Genomic DNA, 18,636 nt, shown 5'->3' with positions numbered 1-18,636 from the left:
TGCTTGAGTTCTGGGTGGTGGGGATCCGTTCCCGATCGTCGTCGCGGTGCCGACCGGGGGAAGATCCCTCTGCGGCAGTCTCTGGCACTCTCGGCCGTCGACTGCCAACGAGCCCCACTGTAGAACCCTCGCTGGCACTCATGCAAGACGAGTGCTAGAACGATGTCGTCCCGCGGCCCGGTTTCGGCTCTATCCCAGCTTCGGCCGCAGGGTCCTTGCCCGCGCCTCACCCCGGACCGAGCCGGCGATTCCGCCGAGGATCGTGGCCGCCGCAGGCAGGGCCAGCGCCCACACGGCCCACCACCCGACGTCCAGCTTCTCGTTCCGCCATGGGCCGAAGGCGTCCCACGGGAAGGTGTCCTTCGGATCGATCAGGAGTGCCACCAGGAACGGCAGGAAGAACAGCAGGCTGGAGATCACCGAGCCGAAGCGCGCTGCCGTCACCCGAGTCCGGCGAGCGGGCGTGGCGTCGGCGACGGTGCGCATCCCCGGCTGCACCAGTTCGGACTGATCGATCGGGGCGAGCCATCCGGTCCAGTACGACAGCGGCAGGACGGCGATCAGCACCAGCACCGTCGGCCCCGGCCAGAGCGGCGGGAGCTCCGCGGACCGACCGAGGATTCCCGGCAGGTCGACCCCACCGGCTCCGAGGAACCACAGCAGGAGCCAGCCGAGGACCACCAGGCTCAGCGCCCACAGGATCGCCGTGGACCCCATCAGCGCCCGTCGCGCGCCGGGACGCGCATCCCGCTCATCGATCTCTCGGAAGAACGTCGAGTGGGCCCGTCGCCAGCGGCGCTGGTAGTCCTGATGGCGGGCCACCTCCGCGTCCTCGACGGGATCAGGCCGCTCCCCCGGAGGAACCCAGTCTTGCCGGAGCAGCTTGAGCCCCTTGGTGATCGCAGCGGTCAGCACGACCCGGGAGGAGAGCACGCGCAGGGGCAGCAGGCGATCGAGGGTCTCGCGCGGGATCGACCGGATCACTCCGACCAGGCGCCCCATCTCGCCGAGGCCCGGTGCGCGAGGTCTGGTCTCGAGCTCCGAGGCGGCGAAGAGGCCCTCCCCCTCGTGCGTTTCGAGACTCTTCGCCAGGGCCGCATATCCCTCAGCAGCAGCCGTGTCGAGATCGGAACGGGCGAGGACTTCACGCAGCGCCACGATCCAGGAGCGGGCGGCACGATGGTCGATGCCGATCAGCTCGGTGCGGATCCTGAGGGTCCGCAGCCGACCCAGCGTCTCCTCGAGGAGGTCGAGCACGACAGTGCCCGCCTCGCGGGCCCAGCGCACGGCGTGCGGGGCCGGCAGGATGGCACTGAGCTCCTCCTCGGTGAATTCCCGGGACTCGAAGCGGCTCATCGCGTCCTCGAGGCGTTCCAGGTCCCGATCGGTCTCGATGCCTTCGAGGCGCGGGATCACGTATCCGGCCTTCCCGAAGACCTCCCGGGCCTCGTCGAGGGTCGCCTGGACCACGGCGAGCCGGCGCACGCTCGAGCGACGCACTCCCAGGGCGAGGAGCAGCTGTCCGAGCGCCACCCAGAGGAAGGTCTCGTCCAGGAGCGCGCGGACCCAGCGGGGCAGCCGTCCGCCGCCGCCGGGCCCCCGCTCCGAGAGCCGAGCCAGGAACCGCTCCAGCAGCCAGTCGCGCATGGGTGGGGCCCTCTCCTGTCAGCGGGTCATGTCGGCGGGTCGTGTCGGCAGGACGAGCACCAGGTCACACACTTTTTGTGAGGCTGGCAACTTGTGCGGTCGGAGTGAATGCGGAGCCGCCCGGCCGCGCGTTATAACAGAAGTATCGATGACGTCGAGGCACCTGCGATCCAGGGCCCGGCCGATCACCTCACTCCGAACCGAAGGGGACCCCGATCATGACTTTCCTCCGCTCTCTCAGCTCCGCACTGAGCCGACTCTCCGAACGCATGCAGGGACAGGACGTCGAGCGCCACAACGCCGTGCCGAACAACCGCCTCGGCGGGGACTACGCCGCAGTGGCACGCGCTCGCTCCAGCCAGGGCATCAGCCCTCTCGGCATGGGTCGCTGACGCCACCCGAGCATCTTCACGAAGCCCCTGCAGAACTCGTCTGCAGGGGCTTTTTCGTGTCCGGATGCTGGTTCATCCCCGGGGCCGATGCTGACTCCGCTCCCGGGTCAGGTCGGGTCCGTCCGGATGCTCCGCCTCAGCGCCCTGCAGCCTCAGCGCCCTGTAGCCTCAGCGCCCTGCAGCCTCCACGATCTGCGCGACCTGCTCGGGACTGAAGCGGTAGACGGGGACCTCGGCGTCTTCTGCGGTATCCCCCAGGTTCGGGAACACAGAGCTGAACACCCGCGGCGCACCCTGGCCGAGCTCGACCACGCTCGCGCCGGACAGCGCCAGCGCCTTCTCGCTGGCAGCTGCGGTGACGGGGTCCACCACATTGGTGATCCCCGGGGCAACGTGGACCGGGATCCCGGCGATCGCCCCGTTCATCTCGTGGTGGTAGTGGCCGGAGAGCACGATGCGCACGTCCGTCCCCTCGAGCACGGCGGCGAGCTCGTCGAGCCCGTCGAGGTCCAGTCCGCGCAGCAGGGTGGTCGCTCCCACGAGCGGGGGATGATGGATCGCGAGCACCGTCCCGGCGGCGACGGGCTCGGCCAGCACGTCCCGCAGCCACTGGAGCTGTGCCGGCTCGAGGTGTCCGTAGCCGGCCCCGGGGACGCTCGAATCCAGCACCACCACGCGGCCGCCCCCGCCCACCTGCACCACCCGGTCCTGGCGGGAGGCGAGGTGCTGACCGGGGTCGATCTCCTCGCTGTAGACGCTGGAGACGTCATGGTTGCCCATCACGACGACCAGCGGCGCCCCGAGCGACGCCGCGAAAGGATCGAGGATCTCGTGCAGCAGGCGGTAGCTCTCCGCGGTGCCGTCCTCGGAGGCGTCCCCGGTGTGGACCACCACATCGATGTCGCGCAAGCCCTCGAGGCGGGTCAGCACGCCGGCCAGGGCGGCGGTGGTGTCGATGCGGTCGTAATGGCGGGCCGACGGATCGCCGTAGAGATGGGTGTCGGTCAGGTGCAGGATGCGCATGGGAGCACCGTAGCCATCGCGGGTGTCCGGCAGGTGAAGCCCGCGAAGTGCGCCGACGGGCGCCTCCTGCTGGCCGAACTCAGCCCAGGGCCTGCTGGCCGGACTCAGCCCAGCGCGCCGACCCATTCGCTCTCGCCGTCGTCGAAGACCTGGTGCTTCCAGATCGGGACCCGCTGCTTGACGGTGTCGACCAGCTCGTCGCAGGCGACAAAGGCCTGCTTGCGATGCGGTGCGGCGACGGCGCAGACGAGCGCGGAGTCGCCGATCTCGAGCGGACCGAACCGGTGGGCGACGGCGATGAGAATATCGGGATAACGCTCTGCGATCTCCCGGGCGACCTGGGCGATCACCTCCCCGGCGGTGGGATGGGCGGAGTACTCCAAGCGCTCGACGCCCCGCCCGCCGTCGTGGTCGCGCACCACTCCATCGAAGGTGACCACGGCGCCGCAGCGTGGATCGGTCACCGCCTGGATCATCTGAGCCACCGTGATCTCGTCCCGGCGGACCTCGGCGAGCCGGGCCCGTTCTGCGCCGTCGCCCATCGCGGGATCCCCAGCGATGCGGAGCTGCTCCGCCGCAATGCCGGAAGGCGCGGCGCCGAAGGGCGCAGTGCCAAAGGGTGTGGTGCCGGAGGGTGCGGCTCCGGAGGATGCAGTGCCGAAGGGCGTGGTGCCACGGGTCGGGTCCGCGGTGGTTCCGGTAGGTCCAGTGCTTCCAGTGGTCCCGGTAGGTCCAGTGCCGTTCATGCGTGGTCGCCTCCGTCGCGCTGTTCCAGCAGATGGTCGAGTATCGGGTCGAGCACCTCGATTCCGTCGCGCACTCCCCCGCGGGAACCGGGAAGGTTCACCACGAAGCTGCGCCCGGCCATGCCGGCCAGTCCGCGGCTGAGCAGCGCGGTCGGGATCTTCCGGGCTCCGAGCCGGCGCACCGCCTCGAGGATGCCGGGCATCTCGCGCTCGATCAGCGGGGCGGTCTGCTCGGGGGTGACGTCGGTAGGGCTGATGCCGGTGCCGCCGGAGGTGACGACGATGTCGATCCCCTCCGCGATCGCCTCGGCGAGGGCGGCTCCGACCTCGGGTCCGTCGCTGACGATGCGCGCTTGGACCTGCTGGAGGCCTCGCTCGCTGAGCCATTGCACCAGCAGCGGGCCGGTGCGGTCCTCATAGGTGCCGTCGGCTGCCCGGGTGGACGCGATGATCACCCGGGCGCTGCCCTTCAGCAGCGGCGCGGGCGCCGAATCCTCGCGCACGGTGCAGTCCTCATCGGTGCGACGGGCCGGGATGTGCTTCACCATCAGCGGTCCGCCCCCGGTCCCGCAGGCAGCCCCGGGCGTCCTGCCGTCCCGTCCTGCCCCGCGGGTTCCGGGCGCGCCGCCGACTCACGCGTCCAGTCACCGCTCTTGCCGCCGGACTTCGCGAGCACCTGGATGCCCTCGATGGTCGCGAGATGGTCCACGGCCTTGATCATGTCGTAGACGGTCAGCGCGGCCACCGTGGCAGCGGTCAGCGCCTCCATCTCGACCCCGGTGACGCCCTTGGTGCGCACCCGCGCGGTGATCTCCACCCGGTCCTCGCGAGGCACCAGGTCCAGCTCCACTCCGGACAGCGGCAGCGGATGGCACAGCGGGATCAGCTCCGGGGTGCGCTTGGCGCCCATGATCCCGGCGATCCGAGCCGTGGCCAGGGCCTCGCCCTTGGGCAGGTTCCCCTCGGCGATGCGGGCGACCACGTCGGGCCGAGTGCGCAGCACGGCTCGGGCGCTCGCCTCTCGGGAGGTGACAGCCTTGTCGGTCACGTCGACCATGTGGGCGGAGCCGTCCGCACGCACATGGGACAGGTCACCGGTGGTGCCGTCGGCAGCGACGTCGTTCATGAGTCTCCTCCAGGGATCAGCAGGGTCTCGAGCTGGTCGCCGTCACGCACGGTCTTGGTACCGCGCGGGACCAGCACCAACGCATCAGCAGCCGCATAGCCGCCGATCAGGTGGGAGGAGGCACCGCCCACCAGGCGCACCCGGCCCGAAGGCAGCACCCGGGCCCGACGGTACTGATCCACCGCAGGCGGCGAGGACTCCTCGGCCTCGAGCTGCACCGCCAGCTGCAGCCGACGACGAGCGGGTGCGCCGAGGGCCGGCCGGGCGATCAGCTCGCAGCTCAGCAGCGCGGAGACGGGATTGCCGGGGAAGGCCAGCCAGGGGACCCGGCGCCCGTCCACGTCCAGGAAGCCGATGCCCTGGGGGCCGCCCGGCTGCAGGGCGACCTTCGGGAAGGCGAGGGTGACGCCGTCGCGCCCGGCCGCGTGGCGGACCACCTCGAAGGCGCCCATGCTCACCCCGCCGCTGGTGACCACGAGATCGATGTTCAGTGCCCGGATCTCCCGGCGCAGATGCGTGAGCAGGGCGTCGGCATCGTCGGGCACCGCACCGACGTGCACCACCTCGGCTCCCGCGTCGGTGAGGGCGGCTGCCAGCCCGGGACCGTTGGCGTCGAAGACGCCGCCGGGGGCGGGCGCTCCGCTGTTCCGGGGGTCCCGGGACTGCACCTCGGTGCCGGTCGAGAGCACCATCGTGCGCAGCGGGACGTCGACCTCGACGTCCCCCACCCCGCAGGCGGCGAGGTGGGCGATCCGGGCCGGGGTGAGCAGGCGGCCCTCGCGCAGCACGGTGTCCCCGCGGCGGGTGTCGGAGCCGCGACGGCGCACGAACCGGCCGGTCATGATGGAGGAGGGGGTGAGCGTGATCGTCGCGGCCGGGTTCTGAGCAGGCACACTCTCGGCAGCTGCGAAGCGCCCCTCGGCGCTCTCCTCGACGGGGATCACCAGCTCCGCGCCCGCCGGGATGGGTGCACCGGTCATGATCGCTCGCGCGGTGCCGGGTGCGAGCACGGCGGGCTCGTCCCCAGCGGCGATCGTCGGCCCCAGCGGGAGCGTCACGCGCACGCCAGGCCCCTCGAGGTCACCCGCTGCAAGGGCGAAGCCATCCATCTGAGAATTGTCGTGACCGGGGACGTCCACCAGCGCACGTCGCTCCGAGACGGCGACCCGCCCCACCGCGCGGCCGTCCAGAGGGATCACCTCGGTGGTGCGGATGCTGCCGAGCAGGGCGACGGCATCGGCCACATGATCGGCCAGGGGGATCCGTTGGGCACCGGACATCTGCACTCGCTCCCGTCTGCACGTTCGGGCGTCTCCGTGACGCCTCACCAGTATGGCGCGCCGGGTCCAGCCCCGGCGCCGCGGAGGTCGCCACGGCGCCCGTGCCGACCGGACCGCACCGCCCCTGCGACCGGTGTGCGTCCGAGGTCCCTGCCCCCCGCGCCGGTGCGCCCCCTATCCTGGAGCGACATCCCGGCGTCGCCGGGCCCGGACGGAAAGGGGTGAGCAGATGGCATCGCGCCGCATCTCGCTGGGGATGCCGACACCACGCAGGACCGACGAGACCGCGTCCGAGCTGCCCGACACCTCGGACCGTCCTGACACGCCTGCTCTCGCCGACCGGTTCGGCCGGGAGGCGACGGACCTCCGCCTCTCGCTCACGGATTTCTGCAACCTGCGCTGCACCTACTGCATGCCCGCGTCCGGGATGACGTTCCTGAAGAAGGATCAGCTGCTGAGCGTGGACGAGGTGGTGCGCCTGGTGCGGATCGGGGTGGAGCGCCTGGGCATCGACCAGGTGCGCTTCACCGGCGGCGAGCCGCTGACCCGCCCCGATCTCGAGCAGATCATCGCGGGCGTCGCCGCGCTCCCCCAGCGCCCGGACATCTCGCTGACCACCAATGCGATCGGCCTGGACCATCGCGCCGCACCACTGCGCGAAGCGGGGCTGGACCGGATCAACGTCTCCCTCGACTCCGTGGTGTCCGAGACCTTCGAGCGGCTGACCCGACGCCCGCTGCTGCACCGGGTGCTGGACGGGATCGAGGGTGCCCGGCAGGCCGGGCTCGACCCGATCAAGGTCAATGCTGTCCTCCTGCCCGGCGTCAACGACCATGAGCTGCCTGATCTGCTGGACTGGTGCCTGGACCGGGATCTGCAGCTGCGCGTGATCGAGCAGATGCCGCTGGATGCGGACCACATCTGGGACCGCAGCTCGATGCTCACCGCCGGCGACATGCAGGCACTGCTGGCCCCCCGCTACGTCCTCACCCCGGTGGCCGAGGCCCGGAACGGTGCACCGGCGGAGCTGTTCGAGGTCGAGGACCGCGCCACCGGTCGCCATCGCGGACGGGTCGGCATCATCGCCTCGGTCACCCGGCCCTTCTGCGCCGACTGCCGACGCACCCGCCTCACCGCCGAGGGCCGGGTACGCACCTGCCTGTTCTCCCGTGAGGAGACGGATCTGCGCGGCGCGCTGCGCTCCGGGGCCGAGGACGAGACCATCGCCGAGATCTGGCGCGCCGCCCAGTGGGGCAAGAAGGCCGGTCACGGCATGGACCGCGAGGACTTCGTGCAGCCGGAGCGCCCGATGAGCGCGATCGGCGGCTGAGAGAGGACGAGATGACCAGCATCGACATCACCACCGAGGGAACCACCGGCGGGACCACCGAGGGCTCCCCCGCCACCGCACCGCGCATCGCCGTGCGGCTGTTCGCGGGGGCCGCCGCCGAATACGGGGCCGACGCCACGACCGTCCGGGCGGCGACCGTGCAGGACGCCGTGGACGCGCTGCTGGCAGATGCCTCCGCGGAGGCTGCCCGCGTGATCGGCCGCTCGAGCTTCCTGATCAACGCCGTGGCCTGCACGGACCGCACCCAGGTTCTCGCTGGCGGCGACCGGATGGATGTGCTCCCGCCCTTCGCCGGAGGGTGAACCCTCTCGCGGCGCACTCCGAGCGCGACCTTGCAGTCACTCTGGCGGCGCAGTCACTCCGGCAGCGTCACCGCGATCCCGCTGCCCTCCACTGCGCCGAAGCCGCCGCGCAGCGAGCGCACGGAGATGCCCCTCCCCGCCAGCACCTGCTGCGCGCTCGCCGAACGTGAGCCGGCCGCGCAGTAGAGCACGGTGCCCTCAAGCGCCGCTGACGCGCTCGACGAGTCCGTCGGTCCGTGCTGCGCGAGCAGCTCGGCCATCGGCACGTGCTCGGCGCCGCGCACCATCCCGCCGGCCAGTTCATGAGCCTCCCGGATGTCGATCACCCGCACCCCGGCGGCCAGCAGCGCCGGCAGCTCGGCGACGGTGAGCTCATCGGTCGCGGGCCCCGTCGGCCCCGGCAGCCCGCAGGTCACCATCACGTCCTCGACCTCGCTCACCGCGAGGCGCTGCGGGTCCCGGGCCAGCGGCAGCTCGTCCCAGCGGGCGCGGAGCGCGTCATAGAGGGCGAGGCGGCCGAAGAGCACGTCCCCGAGGCCGGCCAGGACCTTGACCGCCTCCATCGCCATGGTCGCGCCGATCACCCCGCACAGCATCCCGAGCACTCCGGCCTCGGAGCAGCTGGGGACCTCCCCGGGCCGGGGCGGGACCGGGTGCACGTCGCGGTATGTCACCCCGCGGCCGCTCGCTCCCCAGAACACGCTGACCTGTCCGGAGAACGCCAGGATCGATCCCCACACCAGGGGGAGGTCGAGGATCTCGCACGCGTCGGAGGCCATATAGCGGGTGGGGAAGTTATCGGTGCCATCGAGCACGAGATGGTGGCCGGAGAGCTTCTCGAGCGCATTGGCGGGGGTGACCGTCTCGACCTCCGCCCGCACGGAGATCTCCGGGTTCAGCGCCTGCAGCCGTTCTGCCGCGGCGATCGCCTTGGAGCGGCCCACGTCCGCATCGCCGAAGAGCACCTGCCGGTGCAGGTTGGTCGTGTCAACGGTATCCGGATCGAACACCGTGATCTCCCCGATCCCGGCCGCGGCCAGATAGGAGAGCACCGGCGCTCCGAGGCCGCCGGCGCCAATCACCGCGACCCGTGAGGCGGCAAGCCGCCGCTGCCCGAGGGCGCCCAGCTGCGGCAGGCGCATCTGGCGGAGGTAGCGCTCCGGGAGCCCCGCCGCCACCTCCGCAGCCGGTGCGATCGCGAGGTCGCCGATGTCCGGCAGCCCGCGTCCACGTCCGGACTCCGGTCGCCGTGCCGCCCCGGGCGAAGGCCGCTCCCCTGTGCCGGGCGAAGTGACCGCTCGGGAACCTTCGATATGCACAGACCTCTCGAAATCTCCATGTCTTTCCACCATGTGAGGTAGTCTCCCCCACGGCCACGCACTGTGGCAGGTGGATAACGATTCGGCCATGGAGCCGATCCCGGCGCGAAGATGCGTGTCCGAGTGACCTACAGTGCAGAAACCTGCTCAGAGGACCCGCGCGGTTGCGGACCGAGCACCGATCATGTGAGGAATTCTGACGATGCGATCACCTTCGTCTGCCTGGAGTCGTCTGAGCTGCCGTGAGGGCGCCCGGATGCTCGGCGTCCCCGGTGCGATGATCCCGAATCTCATCTCGGGAGTCCGTGCATGACCAAGTACATCCTGCGGCGGTTCGTCAACTACCTGATCCTCACGGTGATCGCGACCGTGTTCTCGTACATCGCCGCGAGCCTCTTCTTCTACCCGCGCCGGCGCTACCTCGGGGTCAACCCTCCGATCCCCGAGGAGTCGGTCGACGGCATCCTCAGCGCCTACGGCGTCAACGACAAGGACCCGGTGCTGCTGCGCACCTGGTGGTGGATCGAACGCGTCCTGTTCGAGCCGCTCTCGCAGAAGCTGGGTCAGGACCTCCAGGGGAACTGGGTCATCAACGAGATCGTCGGACGCGCCGGGACCAGCCTCCGCCTGCTCCTGCTGGGCGCTCTGCTGGCTGCGCTCCTCGGCGTCACCCTCGGCGTCTGGGGCGCGGTGCGGCAGTACAAGGCATCCGACCAGATCGTCTCCTACGCCTCCTTCATCCTGATCTCGACCCCGACCTTCGTCGGCGGCGTGATCCTGATGATCCTGGCGACGAACTTCAACCAGCTGCTGGGCTTCCAGGTGATCCGCTTCACCGGGTCCTACACGCCTGGCATCACAGGGTTCTTCCCCCAGCTATGGGACGGGTTCGTGCATCTGCTGCTGCCCACGATCGCGCTGATGCTGTTCGGCGCGGCCGGCTACTCCCGCTATCAGCGCTCGCTGATGCTGGACGTGCTGGGCAGCGACTTCATCCGCACTGCCCGGGCGAAGGGCGCCACCCGCAACCATGCCTTGGTCAAGCACGGGGTGCGCGTCGCGCTGATCCCGATGTCGACCTATTTCGCCTACAGCTTCGGCACCCTGGTCGCGGGCTCGGCGTTCCTCGAGATCATCTTCTCGTGGGAGGGCATGGGGAAATACGGCATCGTCGCCGTCCAGACCTCCGACGTCAATGCGCTGGCCGGCAACGTCTGCTTCACCGCGATCCTGCTGCTGTTCAGCTCCACCCTGTCCGAAGTGCTGTACGCGGCGCTCGACCCGAGAGTGAGGGTCTGACATGTCGATGAACGCACAGCAGCCCGCTGACCACAGCGCCGATCTCGCCGAGGACATCGAGCCCACGGCGAGCCTGATCGCCGATTCGGCCGGTGGCTCACCCGCCTCGCCGCAGCAGGCGCACCGCCCGATCTCTCGTGGCCGCCTGGTATGGCGCCGTCTGAAGAGCAAGCCGAACTTCTACATCGGCGGCGCGATCGTGGCCGCGATCGTGGCCTTCGCCCTCTTCGGCGACTTCTTCAACATCTACACCCAGGGTCAGCAGGACTCGTTCAACTTCAACTCCCCGCCGAGCGCGCAGCACTTCTTCGGCACGGATGCGATCGGGGTGGATCTGTACGCCTCGATGACCTCGGCGCTGCGCACCTCGCTGCTGATCGGCTTCCTCGCGGCCCCCACCGCCACGCTGGTCGCGGCGGTCATGGGGTCGTTGGCCGGCTATCTCGGCGGGCCGTTCGAGATGTTCACGAACTGGCTGATCAACCTGCTGCTGGTGCTGCCGGTCTTCTACGTCCTGATGATCGTCTCCCCCGCGATCGCTGATCCGAGCAACCTGCCCGGCGCGATCCAGTGGCTCGGCTTCATGCCCGCCTGGGGCCTGCTGGTCATCGCGATCGGCCTGTTCAGCTGGATGATCATGGCCCAGATCGTGAAGAACCAGACCAAGTCGCTCAAGGAGCGCGAGTACGTCAAGGCCGCCCGCTACATGGGCGTGAGCACCCCGACCATCCTGCGCCGCCACATCATCCCCAACGTCGCCTCGCTGCTGATCATCGACGGCGCCCTCGGCGTCGCCGGCGCGATCCTGGCCGAGACCTCGCTGTCCTTCTTCGGCCTGGGGATCCAGGCTCCAGACGTCTCCCTGGGAACCCTGCTGCAGGACGGCACCGGCGCTGCGGTCTCCCGGCCCTGGCTGTTCATCATCCCCGCATCGTTCCTGATCGCCCTGCTGACCGGAGTCGCGCTCGTGGGCGACGCCCTGCGCGATGCCATCGACCCCACCAGTGAGGTGAACCGTGCTTGAGCCACTGCTGCAGGTCAAGGACCTGACCGTCACCTTCCCGAACGCGAAGGGCGGCGTCCGCGCCGTGCGCGGCGTCGACTACACCGTGGACGAGGGCGAGTTCCTCGGCATCGTCGGCGAATCCGGCTCCGGGAAGTCTGTCTCCTCCCTCGCGGTGATGGGACTGCTCCCGTCCTCCGCGAAGATCACCGGCGACATCACCTTCCGCGGTGAGTCGCTGCTGGGGATGAGCGACCGTGCGCTGTCGAAGCTGCGCGGCCGCGAGATGGCGATGATCTTCCAGGATCCGCTCTCTGCGCTGACGCCCGTCTACACCGTGGGCCAGCAGATCGTGGAGGCGCTGACCCTCCACGACAAGAGCATCCCTCAGCGCAGCGCGGAGAAGCGCGCCGTCGAGCTGCTGAAGATCGTCGGGATCCCCGCGGCGGAGCGTCGTGTCAAAGCCTTCCCCCACGAATTCTCCGGCGGTATGCGCCAGCGCGCGATGATCGCGATCGCGATCGCCAACGACCCGGCGCTGATCGTCGCGGACGAGCCCACCACCGCGCTGGATGTGACCATCCAGGCGCAGATCCTCGAGGTCCTGCAGAAGGCCAAGGAGGTCACCGGCGCAGCCGTCGTGCTGATCACCCACGACCTCGGCGTGGTCGCCGGCAATGTGGACCGCGTCGCCGTGATGTACGCGGGCAAGCTCGTCGAGAAGGGCCCCGTCGAGGAAGTCTTCCACTCCCCGCGGATGCCGTACACGATGGGCCTGCTGCGCTCGGTGCCGAACATGCTCACCGCTGGCAAGGAGAGGCTGGTGCCTCTCGAGGGGCGACCGCCGAACCTCGCGAACCTGCCCGTGGGCTGCCCGTTCGCGGATCGCTGCCCGGCGGTCCAGGATCGTTGCCGCACCACCGAGCCGGAGCTCCTCGCGGAGCTCGGCGACGGCCGCGAGGTCGCCTGCCACCGGTCCGACGAGATCGCTGCGGGCACTCTGAAGCCCTCGGACATCTTCCCGCGCCCCCCGCACGAGGAGCGTGCGGTCAAGGACTCCACCGGCCTGGAGCCGGTGGTCCGGGCAGAGGATCTGATCCGTCACTTCCCGCTGTACAAGGGGTCGGTGTTCCGCCGCGTGGTCGGCAAGGTCAAGGCCGTCGACGGAGTGGACTTCGAAGTCCTGCCGGGCGAGACCCTGGGCCTGGTGGGCGAGTCCGGTTCGGGCAAGTCCACCACCGCGCTCGAGATCATGGAGCTGGTCAGCCCGCAGCGCGGCAGCCTCGAGGTGACGGGCAAGGACGTCAGCACGCTCTCCCGGAGCGAACGGCTGGCGATGCGCCAGGACGTGCAGATCGTCTTCCAGGACCCGATGGCGGCGGTGGACCCGCGCATGCCCGTCGGCGACATCGTCGCGGAGCCGCTGACGGTCCATAAGGTCCCCCGCGCCGAACGCGACCGCCGCGTGGTGGAGATGCTCGAGCTGGTGGGCCTGGACCCGGAGATGACCGACCGCTACCCGCACGAGTTCTCGGGCGGTCAGCGCCAGCGCATCGGCATCGCCCGCTCGCTGATCACCAACCCCAAGGTGCTGGTGCTCGACGAGCCGGTCTCCGCCCTCGACGTCTCGGTCCAGGCCGGCGTCGTCAACCTGCTCGAGGATCTGCGCGACCGGATGGGACTGTCCTATCTGTTCGTCGCGCATGACCTCGCGATCGTCCGGGAGATCGCCGACAAGATCGCGGTGATGTACCTGGGCAGGATCGTCGAGTACGGCCCGGTGCAGGAGGTGTACGAGACCCCTCGTCACCCCTACACCCGTGCGCTCATGAGCGCGGTGCCGGTGCCGGATCCGACGATCGAGCGTGAACGCCGACGGATCCTGCTCACGGGAGACCTCCCCAGCCCCACCGAGGACATCCCCGGCTGCAACTTCGCCTCGCGCTGCCCGTTGTTCCGGATGCTCGACGAGACCCGCCAGGCGCAGTGCCTCGGCGATGATCCGGCAGCGATCGTGCACGGGAAGTCCAAGGTGGCCTGCCATCACGTCGAGGAGATCCATCGGCTCGATGATGTGGACATCTCCGCCCTGTCCCCCACCCCCGGCGACTGACGCGCCGCGTCCAGCGCCCCCAGAACCGCAGTACCCACCCCACGACCCCGAGACCCCGTGCCGAGCAGCACATCTCACCCAGGAAGAGAGAAACCCATGAAGATCACGAGCACTCGTCGTCTTTTCCTCGCCGGAACCGGCGTGGTCGGCTCCGCCGCCGCCCTCGCCGCGTGCGGCGGCCAGGCCACCGAGGAGGAGCAGCAGTCGCAGGCTGCTGAGGAGAACGACAAGGCTGCGGAGGAACAGGGGGAGCTGCCTTCGACCGCCTGGGAGCGCATGGAGTACGACCAGGTCCCCGACGGTGGATCCCTGCGCAAGGCCATCCTCACCTTCCCGGCCAACTGGAACCGCAGCCAGGTCGACGGCAACAACGCCGACACCTCCGACATCGCCGACCCCTGCGGAGGTGGCGGCGAGCTCATCCTCTCCGAGACCGGTGAGAAGTCGCTGAACCCCGACTACATCGAGTCCGCAGAGATGACCTCCGAGGACCCGCAGACCATCGCCGTCAAGTTCAACCCGAACGGGAAGTGGGACGACGGCACCCCGATCGTGGTCGAGGACCTCATCGCGCAGTGGAAGGCGCTGAACGGCACCAACGAGGAGTTCCTCGTCGTCTCCACCGTGGGCTGGGACCAGATCGAGTCGATCACCCAGACCGATGACGAGTACTCCGCAGAGATCGTATTCTCCAGCCCGTTCATCGACTGGATCACCGTGCTCCACCCCGTGTCCCCGGCGTCGGTGTACGCCGACCCGGAGACCTTCAACACCGGCTTCGCCGATGGCCCGACCCCGGGCAAGGGCCCCTTCAAGGTCGGGACCATGGACCAGGGCGGCGGCGTGGTCACCCTCGAGCGCAACGAGCACTGGTGGGGTCGTGCGCCGAAGCTGGAGACCGTCATCTTCCAGGTCGTCGACCAGACCACCCAGCCCCAGTCCTTCGCCAACGGCGAGATCGACTGGCTCGAAGTCGGCACCGGCGACGTGCTCAGCCAGGCGAAGACCCGTTCGGATGCAACCATCCAGGCCACCAACGGCCTGACCTGGACGCACCTGACGATCAACGTCAATGGCGGCGACGGCCTCCTCGAGGACGTCAAGGTCCGCGAGGCGATGGCTCGTGGCATCGACCGCGACGCCATCGGCCGCGCCGTGGTGGGCCCGCTCGAGGCCCCGATCGTGCTGGTCGACAACTTCGTCTACATGCCCGGCCAGGACGGCTACCAGGACTCCTACGAGTCCATGGGCAGCCTCACCTTCGACCCCGAGGCTGCGGGCAAGATCCTCGACGAGGCCGGTTGGGCGCTCGAGGGCGACAAGCGCACCAAGGACGGCAAGGGGCTGGACCTCAGTGTCATCATTCCCGCGGACACCAAGTCGAACTCCGACCGTGCCCGTCAGGTGCAGACGAACCTCAACGCGATCGGCTTCAACGTCGAGCTGCAGACGGTGCCGTCCGACGGCTACTTCCCCGACTACGTCATGCCGAAGTCCTTCGACATGGTGACCTTCTCGTGGGTGGGCACCGCCTTCCCCGAGACCTCCTCGGTGAACCTCATGTACCCGCTCGAGTCGGGTCAGAACTACACCGGCTTCGCCGACGATCGCCTCGGGCCGCTCAATGAGCAGATCAAGGGTGCCTTCGATGAGGAGGAGCGTCGCAAGGTCGCCAATGAGATCTCGACGATCATCGCCGAGTCCTTCGTGGTCATCCCCTTCTACGCGACTCCGATCATCTTCGCGGTGAAGAACGGCGTCGTGAACACCGGTGCCTCGCAGTTCGAGACCACCGACTGGACCCAGGTCGGTATCAAGGCCTGATCGACGTATCGCGAGCTTGCGAGGGACAGGAGACCAGGCGGAAGATTCAGTCTGATCGACGAACTCTCAAGAGCAGGGGCCGGACCGCAGCAGCGGTTCGGCCCCTTCTCTGTGCCACGCAGAGCGTGTGGTGCCCGCGTCAGCAGGCTCTGTGGCTCACAGCACGATGCGCGCCACGGCGAACACCGCGAACACCGCCACCACCGCGATCTGCACGATGTTGGGCCGCGTGGTCATCACCGCGCCGGTGTCAGCGTCGGTCCCGGCTGCGCGGTCCAGCGCGGGCTGTCCCGGCTGCCCCTCGCGGCGGTCCTGCCAGCGCTCCCAGCGCAGCTTGATCACGGCGGACCGGCTGGACTGCTGGTCGTTGACCAGGCGCTCCTGCGGGGTGAGCCGTCGGCCGCGCAGATCCTGCTCATGGATCTGTGCCTGCCGCCGCCAGGGCGCATCCCGGCTCAGCGCCGGGGCGTTCCAGGCGGTGATGGTCTTCGTCGTGCCGTCGCGGCCCGCGGTCTCGAGGCGCAGCATCGCGCCGACCCGCACTTCTTCGATCATCGCGAAGGGGATCTGGTGGGTGACCACGATGTTGCGCACCTCGACGGAGTCCTCGTGGAGGACCACCCGCGGTGCCCACAGCACCATCCACACCAGCGCCATGATCAGCAGCAGCACCGGCAGGGTCAGCACACCCTGCCAGCCCGCGCGGACTACTGCGTCGATGGCAAGACCGAGACCGAGCAGCCCGACGACCGCACAGAGCACTGTCGCCCCGTGAGGGCGCAGGTGGAGGGTGCCTCCCGGATCGTGAACGGGGGCTGGGCTGGTGGACGGCATGGAGCCACGGTAATGCAGGGGCGGCTCAGATCCTGAGCACGGCCACCGTGCCGTCCGCGGCGTCGATGTCCCTGCGCAGCACGATCGCATCAGCTCGCCCATAGGGGGCAAGGCGCCGCCCGGGCAGCAGGTCGACCACCTCCCGGCCGTCGGCCCCGAGGCGCAGCCTCCCGGGCAGCGCATACACAGTGCCGGGTCGGCGATGCCCGTGATCTGCGGCGGTGTCGCCGAGCGGCATCCTGCGCGGGGCGGCGCGCTCCCCCACCAGCAGGGGACGGATGAACAGGTGGTAGCCGACCAATGCCCCCACCGGGGTGCCGGGAAGGTGGACGACGGGCACCCCGCCGCGGAGCAGTCCCCACCCTTGCGGTCCGCCGGGGCGCAGTGCGAGATGCTCGAAGCGGGAGGTGCTGCTGCCGTGCTCGCCGAGCAGGGTCTTGACCACGTCGAAGGCGCCGTGGCCGATCCCGCCGGTGGTGAGCACGAGGTCGGACTCCGCCGCGGCCCTGGTGAGCGTCTCACGAAGCTGGGTGTGGTCGTCGCTGCTGTGCAGCGGGGGCAGTGCCTGCGCGCCGTCGACCTCCAACGCCGCGGCGAGCATCGTGCCGTTGGATTCGCGCACGCTGCCGATCGCAGTCGCCTCAGCGGCGAGCTCGTCCCCGGTGACCACCACGGTCACCCGGCGGCGGCGGCGCACCGGCAGCTGGGCGAGTCCGAGCGCGCGGGCCAGTCCTACCAGTCCCGGTCCCACGAGGTCTCCCTCCCCGGCGAGCAGCTCGTCCGCAGCGACCTCCTCGCCGGGGAAGCGCACGTGGCGCCCGGCGGCGGGAAGGGCATCGAGGGTGAGGGTCACGGCGGCGGGGACCCGTCCGAAGGGGTCGGCATCCGTCGCCTCGACCTCGATCACGGCGTCCGCTCCTGCCGGGACCGCTCCGCCGGTCATGATCCGGGCGGCGGTGCCGAGCGCCAGGGCTCGGACCTGACCGGGGCGGGCGGGGATCTCGGTGCTCACCGGGAGGGTGGTGGCGCCCGGCGCCTTCAGGTCCGCACGACGCACGGCGAAGCCGTCCATCGCGGCGATGGGCAGGGCCGGCATCGCCTCGGGGCTGCGAACCTCAGCGGCGAGATACCGGCCTCTCGCCTGCTGGAGCGGCACCTGCTCGGTCTCGAGCGGCAGCGTGATCTCGCGGGTCAGGAGCTCACGCCACTGCCACGGCGAGAGACGGTGGGCGCTCATGGTCCTCCAGGGGTAGTGTCCGGGCAGGCGATCGCTCCATGATCCCCCATCGCCGGCCCCGCGAACCCGACCATCGACCTTCTGCCGTGGCCACTGCCAGGTGCGGGGTGCATGATGGGTCCATGCGTGAGATTCGTTTCGACCGCTTCGGCGGCCCAGAGGTCCTGACCCTGCACACCGACGCCCCCACCCCTGAGCCCGCGCCCGACGAGGTGCTCGTTCAGGTGCTGTTCGCGGGCCTGAACCCGCTGGACTTCAAGATCCGCGACGGCTCCTCCGGGCGGGCGAAGGATCTGCCGCTGCCGGCGGGCACCGGTCGGGAGATGGTCGGCACCGTGGTCGGGGCCGGCTCCGGGCTCGATCAGGCCGAGCTGGGCTCTCGCGGCCTCACCGAGGGCACGCGGGTGTTCGGGATGCGCGGCCCCGGCGATCACCGCGGGGTGGCCGCCGAGGTGATCGCGATCTCGGCGGATGACCTCGCCCCAGTGCCCGGGGAGATCCCCGAGGAGGACCTGCCGCGCTGGGCGGGGCTGGCGCTGGTGGGACTCACCGCGATCGCCACCGTGCGGGACACCGCCGGGATCGAGAAGGGCGAGACGGTGCTGATCCACGGTGGCAGCGGCGGGGTGGGACAGCTGCTGATCCCGATGGCGCTCGAGGCCGGCGCCTCTGCCGTCTATGCCACCGGACGGTCCGCGAACGTCGAGCGGATCCGTGAGCTCGGCGCGGTGCCCATCCCCTATGACACCGGCGAGTGGGGCTCCGAGCTGCAGCGCCTCACGGAAGGCCGCGGGGTCGACGTCGTGCTCGACACCCACTATCACGCGACTTTCCTGCCCAGCCTCGACCAGCTCGCCCCCGGCGGCCGGATCGTCGCCCTGCCCACGCTCGCGGATCTCACCCCGGCGCTCGAGCGGGGCATCGAGGCTAGGATCCCGTCGATCGTGCAGAGCCGGGAGCGGCTGGACCGCCTGGCTCAGGGCATCCGCGCTGGTCGCTACCCGCTCGAGGTCTCCGAGGTGCTGCCCATGAGTCAGATCGACCAGGCGCATGTGCGGCTCCAGGAGGGCCACACCCGCGGGAAGCTGGTGCTGGACATCGGCGCCTGAGCCGCGGGGCACGTACCGGCTCGCGGCGGTG

The 18,636-nt window shown here is 70.0% G+C and carries 17 protein-coding genes; 8 read left to right on the top strand and 9 right to left on the bottom strand.

Annotated features, from left to right (window positions below; genetic code table 11):
- Window positions 1-189 precede the first annotated feature (189 nt).
- On the bottom strand, window positions 190-1,647 hold the full coding sequence (locus ACT3UF_RS12470; RefSeq protein WP_441443368.1) for a hypothetical protein: 1,458 nt from the start codon (window positions 1,645-1,647) through the stop codon (window positions 190-192).
- Window positions 1,648-1,865: 218 nt separating this feature from the next.
- On the opposite strand from ACT3UF_RS12470, the gene ACT3UF_RS12465 reads away from it, so the two are divergent.
- On the top strand, window positions 1,866-2,039 hold the full coding sequence (locus ACT3UF_RS12465; RefSeq protein ID WP_444501755.1) for a hypothetical protein: 174 nt from the start codon (window positions 1,866-1,868) through the stop codon (window positions 2,037-2,039).
- A gap of 168 nt (window positions 2,040-2,207) precedes the next feature.
- Here ACT3UF_RS12465 and ACT3UF_RS12460 read toward each other — a convergent pair whose 3' ends face one another.
- From ACT3UF_RS12460 to ACT3UF_RS12440, 5 genes are all read right to left on the bottom strand, one after another.
- The gene (locus ACT3UF_RS12460; protein ID WP_441443370.1) at window positions 2,208-3,062 is read right to left on the bottom strand and encodes a metallophosphoesterase family protein; all 855 of its coding nucleotides are present in this window, start codon (window positions 3,060-3,062) and stop codon (window positions 2,208-2,210) included.
- Window positions 3,063-3,166: 104 nt separating this feature from the next.
- On the bottom strand, window positions 3,167-3,604 hold the full coding sequence (locus ACT3UF_RS12455; RefSeq protein WP_441443497.1) for a molybdenum cofactor biosynthesis protein MoaE: 438 nt from the start codon (window positions 3,602-3,604) through the stop codon (window positions 3,167-3,169).
- A gap of 200 nt (window positions 3,605-3,804) precedes the next feature.
- Complete coding sequence (locus tag ACT3UF_RS12450; protein ID WP_441443371.1) at window positions 3,805-4,356, bottom strand: MogA/MoaB family molybdenum cofactor biosynthesis protein; 552 nt, start codon at window positions 4,354-4,356, stop codon at window positions 3,805-3,807.
- Window positions 4,356-4,934 (bottom strand): cyclic pyranopterin monophosphate synthase MoaC, encoded by a 579-nt coding sequence (gene moaC / locus ACT3UF_RS12445; protein ID WP_441443372.1) that lies wholly within the window; start codon window positions 4,932-4,934, stop codon window positions 4,356-4,358. Before moaC ends, ACT3UF_RS12450 begins: the two co-directional genes overlap by 1 nt.
- Entirely contained in the window at window positions 4,931-6,214 is a 1,284-nt protein-coding gene (locus ACT3UF_RS12440; RefSeq protein ID WP_441443373.1) for a molybdopterin molybdotransferase MoeA, read from the bottom strand. The genes moaC and ACT3UF_RS12440 overlap by 4 nt, the downstream gene beginning before the upstream one ends.
- Window positions 6,215-6,443: 229 nt before the next feature.
- Between ACT3UF_RS12440 and moaA the strand changes: the two genes are divergently transcribed.
- Both moaA and ACT3UF_RS12430 read left to right on the top strand, forming a co-directional pair.
- Window positions 6,444-7,544: a GTP 3',8-cyclase MoaA gene (moaA, locus tag ACT3UF_RS12435; RefSeq protein ID WP_441443374.1), complete on the top strand. Its 1,101-nt coding sequence runs from the start codon at window positions 6,444-6,446 to the stop codon at window positions 7,542-7,544.
- 11 nt (window positions 7,545-7,555) lie between these two features.
- Window positions 7,556-7,867: a MoaD/ThiS family protein gene (locus tag ACT3UF_RS12430; protein WP_441443375.1), complete on the top strand. Its 312-nt coding sequence runs from the start codon at window positions 7,556-7,558 to the stop codon at window positions 7,865-7,867.
- Between the two features lie 53 nt (window positions 7,868-7,920).
- Here the strand turns inward: ACT3UF_RS12430 and ACT3UF_RS12425 are convergent, their stop codons facing one another.
- On the bottom strand, window positions 7,921-9,009 hold the full coding sequence (locus ACT3UF_RS12425) for a ThiF family adenylyltransferase (protein ID WP_441443376.1): 1,089 nt from the start codon (window positions 9,007-9,009) through the stop codon (window positions 7,921-7,923).
- Window positions 9,010-9,495: 486 nt separating this feature from the next.
- Between ACT3UF_RS12425 and ACT3UF_RS12420 the strand changes: the two genes are divergently transcribed.
- The 4 genes from ACT3UF_RS12420 (at window position 9,496) to ACT3UF_RS12405 (ending at window position 15,425) form a co-directional block, all read left to right on the top strand.
- Window positions 9,496-10,485 (top strand): ABC transporter permease, encoded by a 990-nt coding sequence (locus ACT3UF_RS12420; protein ID WP_441443377.1) that lies wholly within the window; start codon window positions 9,496-9,498, stop codon window positions 10,483-10,485.
- A gap of 1 nt (window position 10,486) precedes the next feature.
- On the top strand, window positions 10,487-11,509 hold the full coding sequence (locus tag ACT3UF_RS12415; protein WP_441443378.1) for an ABC transporter permease: 1,023 nt from the start codon (window positions 10,487-10,489) through the stop codon (window positions 11,507-11,509).
- The gene (locus ACT3UF_RS12410) at window positions 11,502-13,601 is read left to right on the top strand and encodes an ABC transporter ATP-binding protein (RefSeq protein WP_441443379.1); all 2,100 of its coding nucleotides are present in this window, start codon (window positions 11,502-11,504) and stop codon (window positions 13,599-13,601) included. Before ACT3UF_RS12415 ends, ACT3UF_RS12410 begins: the two co-directional genes overlap by 8 nt.
- 96 nt (window positions 13,602-13,697) lie before the next feature.
- On the top strand, window positions 13,698-15,425 hold the full coding sequence (locus tag ACT3UF_RS12405) for an ABC transporter family substrate-binding protein (protein WP_441443380.1): 1,728 nt from the start codon (window positions 13,698-13,700) through the stop codon (window positions 15,423-15,425).
- 156 nt (window positions 15,426-15,581) lie between these two features.
- Here ACT3UF_RS12405 and ACT3UF_RS12400 read toward each other — a convergent pair whose 3' ends face one another.
- Both ACT3UF_RS12400 and ACT3UF_RS12395 read right to left on the bottom strand, forming a co-directional pair.
- On the bottom strand, window positions 15,582-16,259 hold the full coding sequence (locus tag ACT3UF_RS12400) for a PH domain-containing protein (RefSeq protein WP_441443381.1): 678 nt from the start codon (window positions 16,257-16,259) through the stop codon (window positions 15,582-15,584).
- A 25-nt stretch (window positions 16,260-16,284) separates the two neighbouring features.
- Window positions 16,285-17,496 (bottom strand): molybdopterin molybdotransferase MoeA, encoded by a 1,212-nt coding sequence (locus ACT3UF_RS12395; protein WP_442331860.1) that lies wholly within the window; start codon window positions 17,494-17,496, stop codon window positions 16,285-16,287.
- A gap of 122 nt (window positions 17,497-17,618) precedes the next feature.
- Between ACT3UF_RS12395 and ACT3UF_RS12390 the strand changes: the two genes are divergently transcribed.
- Entirely contained in the window at window positions 17,619-18,605 is a 987-nt protein-coding gene (locus tag ACT3UF_RS12390; RefSeq protein WP_441443383.1) for an NADP-dependent oxidoreductase, read from the top strand.
- Window positions 18,606-18,636: the final 31 nt, after the last annotated feature.

The sequence above is a fragment of the Brachybacterium sp. AOP24-D1-21 genome (genome assembly GCF_052378665.1).
Taxonomy (GTDB): domain Bacteria; phylum Actinomycetota; class Actinomycetes; order Actinomycetales; family Dermabacteraceae; genus Brachybacterium.
This window is presented reverse-complemented; position numbering and strand designations above follow the sequence as displayed.